Source organism: Mycobacterium heckeshornense, from assembly GCF_016592155.1.
In the GTDB taxonomy this organism is placed as follows: domain Bacteria; phylum Actinomycetota; class Actinomycetes; order Mycobacteriales; family Mycobacteriaceae; genus Mycobacterium; species Mycobacterium heckeshornense.
Genome location: NZ_AP024237.1, coordinates 1260976 through 1279222, shown reverse-complemented (window position 1 = coordinate 1279222; position 18247 = coordinate 1260976). Strand labels below are relative to the sequence as shown.

The window sequence follows — 18247 nt, the reverse complement described above, 5'->3', positions numbered from 1 at the left end:
GTCCATGTCGGGGTCCATACCGGTTCCTTCCAAAGCTGGCTGACTCGCAGCCTACCGCGCGGGGATCAGGTCCAGTCCGGAGAGCAGGTCGGTCTCCCAACCGCGCTGATCGCGCTTCCCCGCCGTCCCGGCCGCCAGAATGTAGTGCTCTTCGGCGAGGATCGGTAGCGCCAGGTTGTTCGACAATGCGCAGGCCCGTCCGGTAGGTCCGACGGTCACCTGGGTCGCGTGCGCACTCAGCGCGGCAATTTTGGCGGGCAACGCGTCCGGCGCCTCGATGACGGCGTCGATCCGATCGTCGGGGTAGCCGAACTCGCCCATATCGCTCTCGCTAGTCGGGAGCACCCAGTCCGGACGAAGGTCAGCTTGACGCAGCGCGCGCCAGCCCGCAGAGAACGCGCTCGCCGCAATCACGGTCCAGTACACCTTCGGCACCCGCCATGGCGGGCCCGAATAGTCCGTGGAACCGGCGGCCGCGACCGCCGCCGTGGTGACGAGGTGGGTCTGCACGTGGTCGGGGTGTCCGTAGCCCCCGTTGGGGTCGTAGGTCACGACGACGTGAGGACGCAATTCGCGGATGACCGCCACGAGTGCACCGACGGCTTCGCGTTCCGCGGCGTCGACGAACTTCTGCCGGTGCCGCCGGGGGGTGCCGGGCATGCCCGAGTCGCGCCAGCGGCCCGCCCCGCCGAGAAAGACCGGCCCGTCGACACCGAGTGCGCGCAACGCGGCGGCGAGTTCCCCGATGCGATAGCCGCCGAGTTGGTCGGCGTGGTCGACGGCCAGCTGGGCCCACCGGTCATCGATGACTTCGCCTTCTTCGCCGAGCGTGCAGGTGACCACCCGCACCTGGGCACCGCGGGCGGTGTAGTGCGCGATAGTCGCCCCCGTGGTAAGGCTTTCGTCGTCGGGGTGGGCGTGCACGAACAGCAGCCGCGGCGTCTCCTGGGACGGCATGGATGAACCCTACCGCTAACGCAACCGAGCACCGCCAAAATGTGTTACAGCCCTTTCCTGCCAAAGCCCCTGAGCACTATGCAGATAACGCATGATCGTTCTAATGTTGTTGGGGCCGACAGCATTTCGTGCGGCGACGTCGCGTATACACAGAACCACGGCGAGTGGCCGTCAATGAGAAACGATAACGGCTACTATCGCAGAATGGCCCAGCAGACCAAAGTTGTACGAAGCCGCCGCCGCGGCCAGACGCTCGAGAACGCGCTGTATGAGGCCACACTGAACGAACTGGCGGCCGCGGGCTACGGCGGGCTGACCATGGAAGGGATCGCGGCCCGGGCCCGCACCGGTAAAGCCGCGCTGTATCGACGCTGGCCAAGCAAACGTGCGCTGGTGCAGGCCGCTCTGCTGCACGCCCTGCCGCCGTTGCCGGAGCCGCGTAGCGACCGGTCGGCACGGGAGAACCTGCTCACGGTGTTCACCGCGCACTGTGACGTGCTGGCCGGCAAGACCGCCTTCCCCGGCATGGACATCATCGGTCAGCTGGTTCACGAACCCGAGCTCAGGGCCATCTTCGCCGACGCCGTCGTGGCCCCTCGTCTTCGCATCATCGAATCGATTCTGCGAACCGGCGAACGCAACGGCGAAATCGATCCCGCCAACCTCACCCCCCTGACGGCACGAGTCGGTCCTGCCTTGATCAACCACCACGTGTTGCTCACCGGAGCCCCACCAAACAGGCGCCAACTGATGCGGATCCTCGACACCGTAATCCCCCGCCCGGAGGTCAGTCGAGGCGGGTAGCCGCGACCTCTGTGTGTACCGGTGCTTTTCCCGGCGTGGTTCAAGGCCCTTCCGTCGTTGCCGCAGAGATTCCGGCGGGCGGAGCGTCGGCCGAACTCGAACATGGGCAAGCGCGCGCCGGAATAGGGTGCTACTGCGAGGTCTTCACCCATTGGCCCGCGTCGCCGACGATGCCCACCGGCACCGCACCGGACAGGTTGACGTTTTGCACGCTGGGCCCGGCCGCGACGATCGTGGTGTCTTGCAGGATCGGCAGCACCGTCGCCATGTTCCACAGCCGCGGCTCCACCGCGTTGATCACGTCGTTGATGTCTTTGGTGCCACGCAGGGCAGCGTCGATATTCGACTGGATGCTGCGATCGCAGGTGCCGGTGATGTTCGACGGCGCCTGCACCAGCGCGCCCGGCTCGGGTGCGCGGTTCGGCGGCGTGGAGGTTGGCGTCGCCGACGGGGCCGCCGCACGCGCCGGGGGTGTCGGCGCCCCATCCGATCTGGTGGCCGTCGGCGCAGCCGATGTCGACACCGCGGTGGCCTCCAGCGCCGGGCAGCCGTAACGGGAAGCCAGCAGTGTCGCCAGGTTGCCGCCGGCCTGGTGCCAGCCGACGATGGCGTCGACCCGGTTGTTGACCAGCGCGTCGCGGTAGAGCGCCACCGGGTCCAGAGCCAGTACGGTCGCGGCGATGCCGACGTTGCGTAGCTGGTCGGCGGCCGTGTTGGCCACCGCCACCGACGTCGGGTCGTTGGAGGCTACACCGATGACAAGCGATAACTGCTTGCCATCCTTGCTGATTCGGCCCCGGGTGAATTCCGGTGCGCCAGTGTTCACCGGCGTGGTCCCGGGATCTGCCGCCGGCGGGGGCACCGGCGGAGACGTGTCGTTCTCGATCTGATAGCCGGAGGCCTCCAACAGGCCCAGCGCCTCGGCCTTGCTCATCGCCGGCGGCGCGGTCGGCACGTACCCGGGGTCGCTGGGCGCCCGGATCTGCGCCTGGTCCAAAGTGACCGTGTTGTCGCTCCCGGCGCCGACCGCAGCGAGCAGGTCGACGTCAAGCAGTCCCAGAATCGCCTTGCGGACCTGGGAGTCGGCGAGCTTGGGCACATTGGCGCGCAGCGTGAGCTGCATGACCCGCGGGGTCATGATGCGCGCGGTTCGCACATCCGGGATGGCGGAGAGCTGGGCGAAAGCCGCCGATCCGCCATGCACCTGGGCTACCTGGGTGTCGCCGTTGCGGATCGAGTCGGCCAGCGCGGCCGGTGCGCCCGCCCTCCGGAAAAGGATGAGATCCGGCTTCGCCGGCGGGCCCCAGTAACGGTCGTTGCGGGCGATCAGAATCTCATCGCGCTGCGGGTCGATGGTCTCCACCCGGAACTGTCCGCCCGTGACCGGCAGAGCGCGAGCCAGCCCCGCGGGGAAGCCACCCGGCACGTCTTTGACGATGTGGGCGGGCAGGATGTTGCTGAACAATTCCCGCCATGCCGGATACGGCTGCGAGAACGTGACGACGGCTTGCTTGCCGCCGTCGATTGACTGCACACCGGTGATGAGGTCGTAGCCGGCGGGATCGACCACCCCGGGTTGGCTGACCATCTGCCGCCACAAATACCAGAAGTCGTCGGCTGCGATGGGCGCGTTATCGGTCCACTGCGCCTCCGGCCGGATCTTGTAGGTCACCGTGAACGGGTTGTCGTTGGTCACCTCGGCGGACACCAACAGCGTCGGGTCCATCTCCCAGCGCGATCCCGTCGGCGTGGTCGGGTCGGGCACCGGGCGGAACGCGCTGGGCAGCACGAGCGCGCTGACCGCGGCGTTGACCGCCGAGAGGTCAGACAGCAGGTGCGGGTTGAAACCGGCGCCGATCGAGTCGATGCCCACGATCACCTGCATGATCCGGGGGGGCGGCGGCGGTGTGCTGCGCGTGGTCTCGGTGCTCTGCGGCGCGGGCGGGGGCTTGACGGTGCAACCCGACACCGCCAGGCCGCACGCCGAAACCAGCGCGCCGATCGTCACGCACGCGCGGCGAGCTCGCTTCGGCACGCCCATCAGGGTATCGGCCGGGCCACCGGCTACCCCGCGAACCGCACTGACCATCTATGCCCGTGCCTTGGCCCGGGCCCGGCTGCGGGCCCGCTCGGTGGCGTCGAGCACGACTTTGCGGATCCGCACCGCCTCGGGCGTGACCTCGACACATTCGTCGGGTCCACAAAGTTCCATCGCGCGTTCCAAGTCGAGGTCGATCGGCTTGGCCACCGTCTCCATGACCTCGGCGGTCGACGAACGGATATTGGTCAGCTTCTTTTCCCGGGTGACGTTGATGTCGAGGTCTTCCGGGCGCGGATTAATACCGACCACCATGCCCTGGTAGGTGTCCTGTCCGGGCGCGACGAAGAACTGGCCCCGATCGGCCAGCTGTAGCAGCGCGTAGGCGGTGACGGTCCCGGCACGATCGGACACCAGCGACCCGCTGTGGCGGGTACGGATTTCTCCAGCACACTGTCGGTAGCCGTCGAACACCGCGTGCGCGATGCCGGTGCCGCGCGTCTCGGTGAGGAAATCGGTGCGCCAGCCGATCAGTCCGCGGCTGGGCACCGTGAAATCCATCCGCACCCAGCCCGAGGCGTGGTTGGTCATCTCCGTCATGCGTCCCCGACGCGCGGCCATCAACTGCGTGACTGCGCCGATGTACTCCTCGGGGCAGTCGACGGTCAGCGCCTCGACCGGCTCATGCAGTTTGCCGTCGATAGTCTTGGTCACCGCTTGGGGCTTGCCGATGGTCAGCTCGAAACCCTCCCGGCGCATCTGCTCGACCAGCACGGCCAGCGCCAGCTCGCCACGCCCCTGCACCTCCCAGGCATCCGGCCGGCCAATGTCGACGACGCGGATCGAGACGTTACCCACCAGCTCGGCGTCGAGGCGGGCTTTGACCATCCGCGCGGTCAGCTTGTGCCCGGGCACCTTGCCTGCCAGCGGCGAGGTGTTGGTGCCGATGGTTACCGAGATTGCTGGCTCGTCGACAGTAATGCGCGCCAGCGCAACAGGATTCGCGGGGTCCGCCAGCGTATCGCCGATCATGACCTCGGCGATGCCCGCGACCGCGACAATGTCGCCTGCTTGTGCTTGATCGGTCGGTGACCGCTCGACACCTTCGGTAGCCAGCACTTCGGTGACCTTCGCGGCGGAGGCGACGGTTTCGCCCTCGATTTCGCGCAGCCACGCCACCTGCTGGCCCTTGCGCAGCCGACCGTTGCGGATGCGGATCAGCGCCAGCCGGCCCAGAAACGGCGTGGCGTCGAGGTTGGTGACGATAGCCTGCAGCGGGCCGTCCGGATCGCCACCGGGCGGCGGAATGTGGTGCAGCAGAACATCGAACAGCGGGTCAAGGTTGTCGCCGTCGGGCACATGACCGTCCGGCGGCGCCGTCGTGCTAGCCACCCCGGCGCGTCCCGAGGCGTACAGCGTCGGCAAGCCGAGGGCGTGCTCCGCGGCGGTGGCGGCCGCGTCGTCGAGGTCGGACGCGACGTCGAGTAACAGGTCGTGACTGGCATCGACGACCTCGGCGATGCGGGCGTCGGGCCGGTCGGTCTTGTTGACGACGAGGATCACCGGCAGCTGCGCGGATAGCGCCTTGCGCAGCACGAATCGGGTCTGCGGCAGCGGCCCTTCGGCGGCGTCCACCAATAACAGCACACCGTCGACCATCGAAAGCCCGCGTTCCACCTCGCCGCCGAAGTCGGCGTGGCCGGGCGTGTCGACGACGTTGATGACGGTGACGGTGCCGTCCGGGTGGTGACGGTGCACAGCGGTGTGCTTGGCCAGGATGGTGATCCCCTTCTCCCGCTCAAGATCACCGGTGTCGAGCACCCGCTCATCGGTTTGGCCGCGCTCGTGCAGCGCTCCCGACTGCCGCAACATGGCGTCGACCAGGGTCGTCTTGCCGTGGTCGACATGGGCGACGATGGCAACATTGCGGAACTGCACCGAGTGATTCTGGCAGCGGTCGGCCCGTTCGCGAAAAACGGACAACCGGAGCTGGCATGCAGCACGGCCAATTGCTCGGGCAGGCACGGCGCATGCGACCGAATACTCGTTCGGACTGCTGGGCGATGAACACGCATCGCAACAGACCAGCCGACAGCACAGCTGATGCCTTCGGGGGTGGCCAGCCCATGTCCTGGATTCGACGAGGGCGCTTCGCAATTCGCCCGATAGCTCACTTGGCAAGGAGATGGCCGGAGGCCACGGCGCGCCGGTCCAGTCGGCGCAGACCTGGCTCGTCGGCAAGCTGCACCGCACGCACATATTCGCTTTGATGCAGACGCCGGCTGATGCGTCAGGACGCCCGACCGGGCTGGCCGGGTGGTGTCAGCTGCTCGCCGCGCGCCTGCCGGGCAATGTCGTGGTTCTGGCAGAACACACAGCGCAGGTTGCAGCCGGAGAAGAAGACTCTGGCTACCAACCGGGCTTGCGCGGCGCCGACCCGACCAATTGATCGCCGGACGTTACCTCGCGACTGCGGTAGACGATGTAGGGCCGGAACAGGTATGCGATCGGCGCGCTGAATGCGTGCACCAGGCGGGTGAACGGCCACAGCGCAAACAGCAGCAGTGCGATGGTGGCGTGCACCTGGAAGTAGAACGGCGCCTGCAGCATCAGGTCACCACGCGGGTCCAGGATGAAGATCGAGCGGAACCACACCGAAACGTTCTGCCGGTAGTCGTGCACCTCGCCGTAATGCGTGGCACCCATCAACGTGCAGCCCATGCCGGCGACCAGCGCGCACACCAGTACCGGGTACATCAGCTTGTCGCTGAGGCTGGTGGCCAGGCGCACCGGTCCGCGGGTCCGGCGCCGATAGATCAGCAGCGCGATCCCGATCAGGGTGGCCAAACCGGCGGGTGCGCCGAGCACCAAAGCCTGCAGATGGTAGAAGTGGTCGCTTAGCCCGATGTCTTCGGTCAGCCACTCGGGGATGCACAAGCCCATGACGTGGCCCATGATCACCATCAGACTGCCGAAGTGGAAAAGCGGGCTACCGATCTGCAGTAGCCGCGACTCGTAAAGCTGCGAGGACCGGCTGGTCCAGCCGAACTTGTCGTAGCGGTAACGCCACCAGGTACCGACCGCGGCGATCGACAGCGAGGCGTACGGTGCGACGTCCCAGAAGATCTCGTGAAGACTCGTATGGGCCATATCACATTCCGTCAGTTCGCTTGGGCGGCACGGTCAAGGTAAAAGGTTGCAAACCAACGGCTTCCGCGGGCGGGCCCTGCTGCGCCAGCCGGTGTGCGCGCCGCACATCCTGGTCGGTGACCGGGGGAAGCGTTTCGCACACCGCAGCGATCACGTGTTCGTACGGTGAGTGCGCATCCCGCAACGCCCGCAGCAGCACGTCAATGGGCACCCGGTGTTCGCTGAGCAGTCTGCGCCCCGCTTCGGGGTCAACCGTCGCGGCGAATTCGAGCACGACCGGTAGGTGGTCGGGTGCTTCGTTCTTCGGTGGTTCGACACCGGCGTCGCGGTACGCCGAGGCAAAAGCCAGCATTTCGCGACCCCGGTTGCGGGTGTCGCCCGCCGTCCAGTAGGTCAGGTACATCGTCGAACGACGGCGCATATCGAACGTTTCGACGTATTCGGCGGCAGCAGTCAGTACATCGGTGGCACGCAGCGCGGCTGTCGTACGCCCGAGCAACTCGGCGACGGTCCCGTCCAGGTGGGCCAGCAGGCGTTCGACGGTGTCGAGCCGGGCATCGCGTTGCTCGTCGGGGTAGGCCAGCAGCAGCGAGGCCGCCTGCCACACCAGTCGGTCACGCAGCTGAGGTTCTCGTGCTCTAGTGCGCAGTCTCATTGCTGCTCTTCGGAAACATCCCGGCGGGAACCTCACCGCCGTCCCAGTTCAGCAGGTTCACCCGCGACGACCCCTGCCCGTTGCCGGACCCAGCGGCGGCCGAACGCCGCTTGAGGGTATGAAATGTCTCCACGCTGACCGGCACCGGCGCATCGGCTCCGCTGACGGGACCCGGTTCGTACATGCCTGGTCCGCCCTCGCCGTCCAACGAGCACCCGGCCATCTGTTCCAGATCGCGAGCCTCGGCTTTATACGCGGTCGGGATAACGTAGCGCTCTTCGTATTTCGCTATCGCCAGCAGGCGGTACATCTCGTAGATCTCTTCTTCGGTCATCCCGACGGAATGCGGTATGTGCGGCTGGGTTTCGCGGCCAAGGTTGATGTCACGCATGTAGGAACGCATTGCCGCCAATCGCCGCAGCACCTGCTCGACGACGCTGGTGTCGCCTGCTGTGAACAGCTCGGCGAGGTACTGCATCGGGATACGCAGCGCCTCCAACGCGCCGAACAGGTTGCCCAGGTCCTCCCCGTCGTGGCCTTCACGGCTGACCGCGTCGACCACCGGCGACAACGGCGGGATGTACCAGACCATCGGCATCGTGCGGTATTCCGGATGCAGGGGCAGCGCCACCTTGTACGTGTTGATCAGCGCGTAGACCGGGGAGCGCTGTGCGGCTTCGATCCACTCGTCGGAAATGCCTTCGGCGCGCGCGGCGGCGATCACGTTCGGGTCGTTCGGGTCCAAGAAGACCCCGCACTGCGCCTGATAGAGCTCGGTGTCCTTGTCCACCGACGCCGCCTCCAGCACCCGGTCGACGTCGTAGAGCACTAATCCGAGGTAGCGCAGCCGCCCCACGCAGGTCTCCGAGCAGATCGTCGGCAGCCCGACCTCCATGCGCGGATAACACAACGTGCATTTTTCGGCTTTGCCGGTCTTGTGGTTGAAATACACCTTCTTGTAAGGGCATCCCGACACACACATCCGCCAGCCGCGGCAGCGGTCCTGGTCGACAAGCACGATGCCGTCCTCGCTGCGCTTGTACATCGCACCGGACGGGCAGGATGCGACGCAGGACGGGTTGAGGCAGTGCTCGCAGATCCGCGGCAGGTAGAACATGAAAGTCTCTTCGAGCGCGAGCTTGACCTCGTCGTTGACCTTCTTCAGCACCGGGTCGTCGCGCATCGTCTCGGTCGAGCCGGCCAGGTTGTCGTCCCAGTTCACCCCCCACTCGATTTTCATCGGTCTGCCGCTGATCTGGCTTCGCGGTGCAGCGGTCGGGAATGTGTCGCCCGCGGGTGCCGTGGTGAGGTTCTCGTAGTCGTAGGTCCACGGCTCGTAATAGTCGCCGATGGTGGGCAACTTGGGGTTGGCGAAAATGCGCAATAGCTTGGCGAAGCGCCCACCGTCACGCAGTCGCAGCCGGCCCTTCTTGTCGCGTATCCAACCCCCGCGCCAGCGGTCCTGGTCTTCGTAGGTGCGCGGATAGCCGACGCCCGGGCGGGTTTCGACGTTGTTGAACCACACGTACTCGGTGCCGCTGCGATTGGTCCAGGCTTGCTTGCAGGTGACCGAACACGTGTGACAGCCAATGCACTTGTCGAGGTTCATCACCATCGCCAGTTGCGCCATCACCTTCATTTAGTAGGCGACCTCCTGGCTGCGGCGGCGCACGATGGTCACCTCGTCGCGCTGATTGCCGGTCGGACCCAGGTAGTTGAAGGCGAACGCGTGCTGTCCGTAGCCGCCGGCGAGGTGGCTGGGCTTGATGCGCACCCGGGTCAGCGCGTTGTGGTTGCCGCCACGCTTACCCGTGGTCTCCGTGCGCGGTGTGTCCACAGTGCGTTCCTGCACGTGGTAGACGAACACCACACCGTCGGGCATCCGGTGGCTGACGATGGCCCGGCACACGTAGATGCCGTTGGCGTTGACGGCTTCCACCCAATCGTTGTCGCGCACATTGATTTTCGCAGCGTCCCCTGGGCTCATCCACATGGTCGGGCCACCGCGTGACAGCGAGAGCATGTAGAGGTTGTCCTGATAGGTGGAATGGAACGACCATTTGGAATGCGGTGTCAGGTACCGCACGGTAAGCCCGATTCCGTCGCCGGTGGGGCCGAGCTCGGGAGCATCGAACAGCCGGGCCATGTCCAGCGGCGGCCGGTAGACCGGCAGGTGCTCGCCGAGTTCCTCGATCCAGTCGTGGGCGAGGTAGAAGTGCATCCGCCCGGTGAGCGTGTGGAAAGGCTTGAGGTGTTCGATGTTGATCGTGAAGGGCGCGTAGCGGCGCCCGCCGGTCTCGCTGCCCGACCATTCCGGGCTGGTAACCACCGGAACCGGCCGGGCCTGGGCGTCGGCATAGGTGATCCGCTTTTCCTCGTTGCCCTCGGCCAGGTGGGCCAGCCTCTGGCCGGTGCGCTTTTCCAGCTCGCGAAATCCTTCGACGGCTAACCGGCCATTCGATGTCCCGGACAGTAGCAGTATCACATCGGCCATCCGGTTGGCCGTGGTGATGGCCGGACGTCCTTGGCCCGCACCGGAATTCATCACACCGAACTTGGCGGCAAGTTGCTCGACCTCTTGGAGCGGATGCACGGTGAAGCCCTTGACGGTCAGCCCGAATTTCTCCACCAGCGGACCCAGCGTCACCCATTTGTCGTAGATTGCGCCGTAGTCCCGCTCGACCACGGCCAGCTTGCCCATGGTCTTGCCCGGCACCGGCACCTCACCGCTGTGCAGCCAAACACGTTCGTGGCCATCGGGATAGGCCAGCGCATCCGGGGTGTCGTGCAGCAGCGCGGTGAGCACTACATCGTTGCGGGTACCCAGATGGTTCTTGGCCATCGCACTGAAGGCTCTGGCGATCGCGCCGAAAGCTTCGAAGTCCGAACGGGTTTCCCACGGCGGGTCGGTGGCGGGGCTGAACGCGTGCACATACGGGTGCATATCGGTGCTGGACAGATCAGCTTTCTCGTACCAGGTCGCCGCTGGCAAGACGATGTCAGACACCAGCGTCGTCGAGGTCATCCGGAAGTCGATGGACATCATCAGATCGAGCTTGCCTTCCGGAATCACTTTGTCCCAGGCAACATCTGCAGGCCGAACCCCGTCCTGCGGCGGTTCGGCAAGCACGTTGGAGTCCGTTCCCAGCAGATGCCGCAGGAAGTACTCACCACCCTTGCCTGACGAGCCGATCAGGTTAGCCCGCCACACGGTGAGCACCCGCGGCCAGTTGGCCGGATCATCGGGATCGGTGATCGCGAGCTTCAGCGTGCGCTGCGCGAGTTGCTCGGCCACGTACTCGCCGACATCACGTCCGGCCGCCACGGCTTCGTCGGCCACGTCCAGACTGGACCGGTCGAACTGCGGGTAGAAGGGACTCCATCCCATCGCCGTGGCGGACGCCAGCAGATCCATGGTGTGCTTGCCGACGAACCGGCCGCGTCCGACCGGGCTGGCCAGCTTGTCGGCCCCGTATGCGTCGTAGCGCCATTGGTCGGTGTGGGCATACCAGTACGAGGCGCCGGGCACCTGCCGGGGCGGACGCGACCAATCGGTCGCCATCGCCATCGTCTGCCACCCGGTCAGCGGCCGCACCTTCTCCTGCCCGACGTAGTGGGCCCACCCGCCGCCGTTTCGGCCCATCGATCCGGTCAACATCAGCAGTGCCAGCACCGCGCGGTAGATGGCGTCGCCGTGGAACCAGTGACAGATGCCACCGCCCATGATGATCATCGATCGTCCGCCGGATTCCTCAGCGCTGCGGGCGAATTCCCGGGCCACGCGGATGGCCTGTGCGGCCGACACTCCGGTGATCGGCTCCTGCCAGGCGGGCGTATACCCCTGGGTTGGGTCGTCGTATCCGGTGGGCCACTGCCCGGGCAACCCCGCACGCGCGACTCCGTAGTGGGCGAGCATCAGGTCGAACACCGTGCACACCAGGTGGTTGCCGACGCGGTGCACCGGAACTCCGCGCGCAACGGTTTCGCCGTGTCCGTCGATGGTGTCGAAGCTGGGAAGCTGCACTAGCGCGCTGGCGCGCTCACCGTTGGCCGCGTGTGCACATTCCACGCTTAGCGCCGGTGTCACACCACCGAGGTCCAGATTCCACTTCCCGAGGCCATCCTCGCCGTACCGGAACCCGATTGACCCGTGCGGCACCACAACCGAGTTGGTGGCCTCGTCGAACACCGCGGGTTTGAAGGCCGCATTCTCCACCGCTTGACCGATGTCGGCAGCGGTGAGGTTTTTCCCCGGAACCAGCGCGTCGCCGCGCTTTTCCAACTTGATCAGAAACGGCAGGTCGGTGTAGCGGCGCGCGTAGTCAGCGAAAAACGGAACCTGTTTGCGCACATAGCATTCCGACAGGATTACGTGGCCCATCGCCATGGCCAGCGCAGCGTCCGTGCCGGCCGCGCACGGCATCCACTCGTCGGCGAACTTGGTGTTGTCGGCATAGTCCGGGCTGACACTTACGACCTTGGTGCCGCGGTAGCGAGCCTCAGCCATCCAGTGTGCGTCGGGGGTACGGGTGATCGGAACATTAGAGCCCCACATGATCAAATACGCCGCGTCCCACCAGTCTCCGGACTCCGGAACGTCGGTCTGGTCACCGAAGACCTGCGGCGAGGCGACCGGCAGGTCGGCATACCAGTCATAAAACGACGTCATCACGCCACCGATCAGCTCGATGAACCGCGAGCCAGCGGCATGGCTGACCATCGACATCGCCGGGATCGGCGAGAAGCCGGCGACCCGGTCCGGTCCGTAAGTCTTGATCGTGTGCACGTGCGCGGCGGCGATCATCTCGGTGGCCTCGGCCCAGCTCACCCGGACCAGCCCGCCCTTGCCGCGAGCTTGCTGGTAGCGACGGCGCCGCTGCGGGTCGGCCTGGATGTCGGCCCAAGCCAGCACCGGGTCGCCGAGGCGGGCCTTGGCTTCCCGGAACATCTGCACCAGCACTCCGCGCGCGTACGGGTAGCGGACCCGGGTCGGCGAGTAGCTGTACCAGGAGAACGACGCGCCCCGGGGACAGCCGCGCGGCTCGTACTCCGGCCGGTCGGGGCCCACCGACGGATAATCGGTTTGCTGGGTCTCCCAGGTGATGATCCCGTCCTTGACGTAGATCTTCCACGAGCACGACCCGGTGCAGTTCACCCCGTGGGTGGAGCGGACGACCTTGTCGTGGCTCCACCGGTCCCGGTAGAACACATCGCCCTCGCGACCGCCGCGGCGGGTGACCGTGCGCAGATCTCGGGAAACCTCACCGGGTGTAAAGAAGCGCCCGCTGCGCTCCAACAACTCTTCGAGTGCCCCGCCGATGTGCGGCGCCACAGTCACCTAGGACCTCCTTGCCAGTAGCGGCGCGCCTCGGCCTGTCGGCCTCGGGCGCGCAACACCGTTGTGGTGCATCCGGGGTGGGTCAGCGGTTCGACGGCGATCTCGCCGACCCGACGGACCAGGTGCCGGCATTGCCATGTGTATCGGCGGCCCGCGCCGGTTAGCGACAGTTCACAAGCATAGGCCGTCGGTTGCCGGACAACCATGCGGGCGTTCGGGGCACTGTTAGCGAAGACGTCGGTCACCGGTGCCGGGCTGCCGCGACGAAACACGCCGGTAACAGGCCTAAAAGCCATAACCACGCCGTAAACGAAAACATCTACCCTGCTAACACGGCGGTAACTCGGCGTAAATGTTTTGTATGGCCTTGTAAAAACTGCGTCACAATTCGCACCTTCGACAATGCTGTGTCTTTGCTGGAAGAACGCTGTGGGCATGTCGGCCGACGTTGCTGGCGCCGGCCGCTTGACCGTTTACAGGGCGTCGGCCAGCGCCGCCAGCCATCCCCGGTCGGCGGGTACCCAGTCAACGGCGTGCAGCTCGGCGGCCGTCACCCAGCGCAGCGCGCGGTGCTCGCGAGGGTGGGGCCGGCCGCCGATCAGCTCGACCCGATATGCCCGCAGCGTCGCCGTGGAGTCGAGGTCGATGTCGCCGCCCAGCCGCTCGCCGACCGCCACCTCGACACCCAGTTCCTCGGCTAATTCGCGCGCCAGCGCCTCGGGCTCGGTTTCACCTGCCCTGACCTTGCCGCCGGGCAGTTCCCAGCGCCCGGCCAATTCCGGCGGACGGTCCCGTTGTGCCACCAACAGCGTGCAGTCGGCGATGATGGCTCCGGCGACGATGATCTGGTTCGGCATCGTCGACTGACGGTACCGTCGATGCATGGCTGTGTTAACCGATGAGCAAGTCGACGCCGCATTGCCAGATCTCGACGGCTGGGAGCGAGCCGATGGTGTGCTGCGCCGATCGGTCAAGTTTCCCTCGTTTATGGCCGGCATCGACGCGGTGCGCCGGGTGGCCGAACACGCGGAAGCTAAAAATCACCATCCGGACATTGACATTCGTTGGCGGACAGTCACTTTCATGCTGGTCACCCATGCCGAGGGCGGCATCACCCAAAACGACATAGCAATGGCGCGAGACATCAACGCGATCGTCGGCAAGCCGGGTTGACCGTCCGCCGTCCGCTCAGGGCGATCCACGCCAGCGTGGCCAGCGTGGCCACGACGTAGACCAGCCCGCCCCAGGCCAGATACCACGGCCGGCTGGCCTGCCAGATCGTCGGCTGCGCGAAGCTCAGCAGCCACGGCACACCGACGATGGTCAGCGCGAGCCAGCCCCAGCCCAAAATCCGTGCGCCACGGCGTTCGGATAGCGGGCCGTGAAACAGCCACACCATCAACGGGACCAGCCATACCCAGTGGTGGGTCCACGAGATCGGTGACAGCAGTAGCCCGAACAACTCCACCACGAGCACCATGCCCAGCCGGTCCGGCGCCCCGGCGCCGTTGCTCAGTGCCCGCCAGGCCAGCAGGGCCAGTATCGCGGTGAGCAGGATCGCCGCCAGCACCAGCGGGTCATAGCCGGTGTCGTGGCCGAAGATCCGGCAGATGGCCCCGCGCCAGGACTGATTGAACGTCGTGCAGATCGGCCCGACCCGGTCGGTGTCGCGAAGCAAGTCGGTGAAGTAGTAGCGGACCTGATCTCCGACAACGAGCGCCGACACCGCGACGCTGGCCGCAAAGACGACGGCCGAAAACACCGCCGTGCCCCAACGTCGTACCCCGATGAAATAGAGGCCGGTGATCGCCGGGGTCAGCTTGATCCCGGCGGCCAGCCCAACCAGCAGGCCCGACAACCACCAGCGTGTGGTGTAGACCGCCCAGAGCCCGGCCAGCACCAGCAAGACGTTGATCTGACCGTAGTCGAACGTGCTCCGCAGCGGCTCGATCCAGATCGACACCGCAGTCCAGCACATGGCCACCGGCTGACCGCTGCCGGCCGGCACGCCGAGCAAGCGCTGGCTGATGCGAACCACGCCGTAAAGCGCGGCCATGGTTCCGATCGTCCACAACAAAGCGACCAGGCCGAACGGCAGGAAGTGCAGTGGGTAGAAGACCACTGCCGCGAACGGGGGGTAGGTGAACGGCAGCGGAAAATCAGGCGTCTGGTCGGCGTAGACGTAGCTGTACAGGCTGCCTGGATGGTCGAGTGTGGCCGCGGCACCGAGGTAAACGTGTAGGTCCACGAAGTTGGCGCCGTTGGGCGCCAGGTAGGTCCAGGCCAGTCGTGCCGCGATGCTCAGGCACAGCAGCACCGGCGCGGCAGCTCCCAGGGGGATCGCCTGCCGGCGGATGGTGGTTGCCGCCGGGGCGGCCGCGGTGGTGTCTATCTGCCCGACTTTAGCGATCCACAGCCGACATGACCGCGGCTTGCCGCGACGACGGCACGCGGTCACCGCAACCGATCAGCTGCGTAACGATCACATAACCGCCACATGTGTCACTTGAGTCACTTTCGTATCGGGCGAAGGATCGGCGCGGGACCTTCGTCGAGAACCAGGGAGAACCATGTCGACTATCTGGACTGTGTTACGCGCCACCGCGGTTGTGGTGGGCTCGTCGGCCGCGCTGCTGACGGGCGGCCTGTTAGGTACTGCCAACGCCGACACGGGGCAGCCGGCGCCGGCCCCCAATATCGCTGAGCAGCTGGCTAATTCGGCGGCCAGTGCGCCCCAGGTTTTGCAGAACCTGACGACGGCCCTCACCGGCACCCAGCCGACGCCGCCGACACCGCCGCCGCTGGCCAGCGCAGCGATCCAGGTACCGCAGCCCGGACCTGCAGCCGTTCCCGGCGCGACCGCCCTTGCCCCGGCCGCGACGTCGGCGCTTCCCGGCACCGCGGTCCCGGGGATGGCGCCGCTGGTGCCGGGCACCGCGCCGCTGTCGGGTACGACAGTGGCCACACCGGCTACGGGCCCGTCGCAGTTGCTGCCCAACGCGAAGGTCAGCCTGCCCAACGTACCGTTCCTGCCCGTGCCGCTCCCCCAACAAGTTTCACTGCCGGGCGACTTGGCTTCGCTTGCACCCGGCGGCGTCCCGATTCCGCGGGGCCTCGCACAGCCGCCCACACCGGTCTCCACGGTGGCCCCGGCTGCCAACCCGCTGTTGATCCCGTTGTCCGCGCTGCCCTAAACCGTCGGTCACCGACCACGAACCCGGGAGAACGCCGTGCCACGCACCTGGAAGTTAAGCCGCGACTTGGTGGCCGTTGCCATCGCTGCGACCGCCGGACTCGCGCTATGTCCCAATGCTGCAGCTGAACCGGCGCCACCGCAGCCGATGCCGTCCCAGCAACTCCCGGGGCTGCCGGCGCTGACTCAGCTGAGTCCGATCATCCAGCAGGCTGCGGCCAATCCCGAGCAGGCGACACAGCTGCTGATGGCGGCCGCGTCGGTGTTCTCCCGCAATCCCACCGCCCCAGACCAGTCGAAAAGCGTTGCCTCGGCGGTAAACCAGTTCGTCCAGGAGCCTGCCGCTTCCGGGGCTGCGGCGGCACATGTTCCACCACCGGGTGTGGAACCAGGCGCTCAGGCACACCTGCCCACCGGAATCGATCCGGCCCATGCCGTCGGCCCCGCCGCCGCAGCCCCTGCGGAGCAGGCAACGCCGTCCGTGGCGGCCCCGGCCTCGGCGGCCGCGCCCCGGGCGGCGCGACCCCGCAGCGGCCCCGGGTTTTGGTCCCGACGCCCCGCCCACCCAGGACTTCATGTACCCGTCTATCGGAACCGGTTGCCTGGCCGACGGCAGCAATTCGATCGCAACCGCGCTTTCCGTCGCCGGGCCGGCCAAAATTCCCGCGCCCGGTCCCGGGCCCGGCCAAACCGCTTACGTGTTCACCGCGATCGGCACGCCCGGCCCCGCCGAGGTGCAAAAGCTGCCGCTGAACGTCACCTGGGTGAACCTCACCACCGGTAAGTCGGGTAGCGCGACCCTCAAACCGCGACCCGACATCAATCCGGACGGGCCGACCACCCTGACCGCCATCGCCGACACCGGTTCGGGCAGCATTATGTCGACGATCTTCGGGCAGGTCACCACCAAAGACAAGCAGTGCCAGTTCATGCCCACCATCGGCTCGACGGTGGTGCCCTGACCCGCGGCAGCTCAGCCGTTAGTACGCCATGAAGAGGATCGCGTCGCGGTCGTACTCAAGACCGGGATGCGCGTCGGCGAGATGCGCCTGGGTCAGTTCGACCAGCTCATCTTCGTCCTTGCCGACGATCGCCTCACCGCACGGACAGTTCAGGTGTGTCTTCACGTTGCCACCTTTCGCCTCAGCGTCGGAGTCGCCGTTTTGGCCGCCTTCAGCTGCTTCTTGTGTGATCGCACCTGTTCGAGTGAGCGGGCGTCGACGACATCGGCCACCGACATGTGCGTTCCGGCCTTGCCGTAGTCTCCCGCCGCCGCCCGCCAGCCCGCCGGGGTCACGCCATACTGCTTGCCCAGCAAGGCCAGGAAGATCCGCGCCTTCTGCTCACCGAACCCGGGTAACTCCTTGAGCCGGCGCAGCACCTCGTGACCGTCGGGGTCACCGGCGGTCCACAGCGCGGCCGCGTCACCGGCGTAGCGGTCCGCTATCACCTGTGCCAGCTCCTGGATCCGCTTGGCCATCGACCCCGGAAAGCGGTGGATGGCAGGCCGCTGAGCGCACAGCGCGGCGAACTTGTCCGGGTCGTAGTTGGCGATCTCGGTCGCGTCGAAGCGGCCCATGCGGTCGGCGATTTTCTTCGGTCCCGCGAACGCGGTCTCCATCGGCACCTGCTGGTCGAGCAGCATCCCCACGAGCAAGGCGAAAGGGTTTGACCCCAGCAGCGCGTCGGCGGCCGCGTCCTGAGCGAGCTGCAGTTTGGGCACCCGCTTAGTGTAAAGCTGTGCCGCAACACCGCGTTAAGGGCATCGATACAGAGGCTGCTGACCGTGTCGCGGGTGAGCTTTCCGTCGACACGCAAACGGCCGGCCGCACTGGTTTCAAGGCGTGATTACGGCAGTGGGATTTGCCGTTCGCGCAGTTCGGTCTCGCTGATGCGCGGGGCTAACCGCTCTTGCGCCGAAATTCCCGGCGGCTTTCCATCGGCCCGTGAGCCCGCGGCTGCTTGGCGCCGGCGTCTTTGTGGTCTGATCCGGACGCCGACTTCTGCTTCTTGTGGTCCAGGGCTTCGCGGAACTTGCGCTTGGTCTCGTCGTCCGACGTGGAGTCGGGGCCGGGCTTCAATGCAGCCATGACGGCAGCCTATCGCGGCGAT

General features: G+C 66.5%; 15 protein-coding genes and 1 pseudogene. 4 read left to right on the top strand and 12 right to left on the bottom strand.

The window, feature by feature from the left end; all coding sequences use genetic code 11:
- Positions 1-51 precede the first annotated feature (51 nt).
- Positions 52-957, bottom strand: a complete 906-nt coding sequence (gene mshB, locus MHEC_RS06235) for an N-acetyl-1-D-myo-inositol-2-amino-2-deoxy-alpha-D-glucopyranoside deacetylase (RefSeq protein WP_071700397.1) — start codon at positions 955-957, stop codon at positions 52-54.
- A 204-nt stretch (positions 958-1161) separates the two neighbouring features.
- Between mshB and MHEC_RS06230 the strand changes: the two genes are divergently transcribed.
- On the top strand, positions 1162-1761 hold the full coding sequence (locus MHEC_RS06230) for a TetR/AcrR family transcriptional regulator (RefSeq protein ID WP_099869380.1): 600 nt from the start codon (positions 1162-1164) through the stop codon (positions 1759-1761).
- Between the two features lie 130 nt (positions 1762-1891).
- On the opposite strand, the gene MHEC_RS06225 is transcribed toward MHEC_RS06230, so the two are convergent.
- From MHEC_RS06225 to MHEC_RS06195, 7 genes are all read right to left on the bottom strand, one after another.
- A complete protein-coding gene (locus tag MHEC_RS06225; RefSeq protein ID WP_048892407.1) occupies positions 1892-3802 on the bottom strand; it encodes an ABC transporter family substrate-binding protein in 1911 nt (636 codons plus the stop codon).
- A gap of 48 nt (positions 3803-3850) precedes the next feature.
- Positions 3851-5737: a translational GTPase TypA gene (gene typA / locus MHEC_RS06220; RefSeq protein WP_048892380.1), complete on the bottom strand. Its 1887-nt coding sequence runs from the start codon at positions 5735-5737 to the stop codon at positions 3851-3853.
- 471 nt (positions 5738-6208) lie between these two features.
- On the bottom strand, positions 6209-6949 hold the full coding sequence (gene narI, locus MHEC_RS06215) for a respiratory nitrate reductase subunit gamma (RefSeq protein ID WP_048892378.1): 741 nt from the start codon (positions 6947-6949) through the stop codon (positions 6209-6211).
- 1 nt (position 6950) lies between these two features.
- The gene (gene narJ / locus MHEC_RS06210) at positions 6951-7604 is read right to left on the bottom strand and encodes a nitrate reductase molybdenum cofactor assembly chaperone (protein ID WP_048892377.1); all 654 of its coding nucleotides are present in this window, start codon (positions 7602-7604) and stop codon (positions 6951-6953) included.
- Entirely contained in the window at positions 7588-9243 is a 1656-nt protein-coding gene (gene narH, locus MHEC_RS06205; protein WP_048892376.1) for a nitrate reductase subunit beta, read from the bottom strand. The genes narJ and narH overlap by 17 nt, the downstream gene beginning before the upstream one ends.
- Positions 9244-12942: a nitrate reductase subunit alpha gene (locus MHEC_RS06200; protein ID WP_048892375.1), complete on the bottom strand. Its 3699-nt coding sequence runs from the start codon at positions 12940-12942 to the stop codon at positions 9244-9246. It abuts the gene before it with no gap.
- A 473-nt stretch (positions 12943-13415) separates the two neighbouring features.
- Complete coding sequence (locus tag MHEC_RS06195; RefSeq protein WP_048892406.1) at positions 13416-13799, bottom strand: (deoxy)nucleoside triphosphate pyrophosphohydrolase; 384 nt, start codon at positions 13797-13799, stop codon at positions 13416-13418.
- 25 nt (positions 13800-13824) lie between these two features.
- Here MHEC_RS06195 and MHEC_RS06190 point away from each other — a divergent pair, with 25 nt between their 5' ends.
- Complete coding sequence (locus MHEC_RS06190) at positions 13825-14115, top strand: 4a-hydroxytetrahydrobiopterin dehydratase (RefSeq protein ID WP_048892373.1); 291 nt, start codon at positions 13825-13827, stop codon at positions 14113-14115.
- Here the strand turns inward: MHEC_RS06190 and MHEC_RS06185 are convergent.
- A complete protein-coding gene (locus tag MHEC_RS06185) occupies positions 14087-15358 on the bottom strand; it encodes a mannosyltransferase (protein WP_082169959.1) in 1272 nt (423 codons plus the stop codon). The genes MHEC_RS06190 and MHEC_RS06185 overlap by 29 nt on opposite strands.
- Positions 15359-15512: 154 nt before the next feature.
- On the opposite strand from MHEC_RS06185, the gene MHEC_RS06180 reads away from it, so the two are divergent.
- The gene (locus MHEC_RS06180; protein WP_053094026.1) at positions 15513-16136 is read left to right on the top strand and encodes a hypothetical protein; all 624 of its coding nucleotides are present in this window, start codon (positions 15513-15515) and stop codon (positions 16134-16136) included.
- Positions 16137-16172: 36 nt separating this feature from the next.
- Positions 16173-17097 (top strand): annotated as a pseudogene (locus tag MHEC_RS06175) (Rv1157c family protein).
- Positions 17098-17115: 18 nt separating this feature from the next.
- Here the strand turns inward: MHEC_RS06175 and MHEC_RS06170 are convergent.
- The 3 genes from MHEC_RS06170 to MHEC_RS06160 form a co-directional block, all read right to left on the bottom strand.
- The gene (locus MHEC_RS06170) at positions 17116-17262 is read right to left on the bottom strand and encodes a hypothetical protein (RefSeq protein WP_003920453.1); all 147 of its coding nucleotides are present in this window, start codon (positions 17260-17262) and stop codon (positions 17116-17118) included.
- A complete protein-coding gene (locus MHEC_RS06165; protein ID WP_048892370.1) occupies positions 17259-17858 on the bottom strand; it encodes an HhH-GPD-type base excision DNA repair protein in 600 nt (199 codons plus the stop codon). Before MHEC_RS06165 ends, MHEC_RS06170 begins: the two co-directional genes overlap by 4 nt.
- A 178-nt stretch (positions 17859-18036) precedes the next feature.
- Positions 18037-18225 (bottom strand): DUF5302 domain-containing protein, encoded by a 189-nt coding sequence (locus tag MHEC_RS06160; RefSeq protein ID WP_048892369.1) that lies wholly within the window; start codon positions 18223-18225, stop codon positions 18037-18039.
- Positions 18226-18247: the final 22 nt, after the last annotated feature.

Excerpts from the sequence above, each read along its gene's own strand:
- narJ (WP_048892377.1), bottom strand. The coding sequence starts at position 7,604 with ATGAGACTGCGCACTAGAGCACGAGAACCTCAGCTGCGTGACCGACTG.
- MHEC_RS06195 (WP_048892406.1), bottom strand. The coding sequence starts at position 13,799 with ATGCCGAACCAGATCATCGTCGCCGGAGCCATCATCGCCGACTGCACG.
- narH (WP_048892376.1), bottom strand. The coding sequence starts at position 9,243 with ATGAAGGTGATGGCGCAACTGGCGATGGTGATGAACCTCGACAAGTGC.
- narI (WP_048892378.1), bottom strand. The coding sequence starts at position 6,949 with ATGGCCCATACGAGTCTTCACGAGATCTTCTGGGACGTCGCACCGTAC.
- MHEC_RS06180 (WP_053094026.1), top strand. The coding sequence starts at position 15,513 with ATGTCGACTATCTGGACTGTGTTACGCGCCACCGCGGTTGTGGTGGGC.
- MHEC_RS06160 (WP_048892369.1), bottom strand. The coding sequence starts at position 18,225 with ATGGCTGCATTGAAGCCCGGCCCCGACTCCACGTCGGACGACGAGACC.
- MHEC_RS06230 (WP_099869380.1), top strand. The coding sequence starts at position 1,162 with ATGGCCCAGCAGACCAAAGTTGTACGAAGCCGCCGCCGCGGCCAGACG.
- MHEC_RS06225 (WP_048892407.1), bottom strand. The coding sequence starts at position 3,802 with ATGGGCGTGCCGAAGCGAGCTCGCCGCGCGTGCGTGACGATCGGCGCG.
- mshB (WP_071700397.1), bottom strand. The coding sequence starts at position 957 with ATGCCGTCCCAGGAGACGCCGCGGCTGCTGTTCGTGCACGCCCACCCC.
- MHEC_RS06190 (WP_048892373.1), top strand. The coding sequence starts at position 13,825 with ATGGCTGTGTTAACCGATGAGCAAGTCGACGCCGCATTGCCAGATCTC.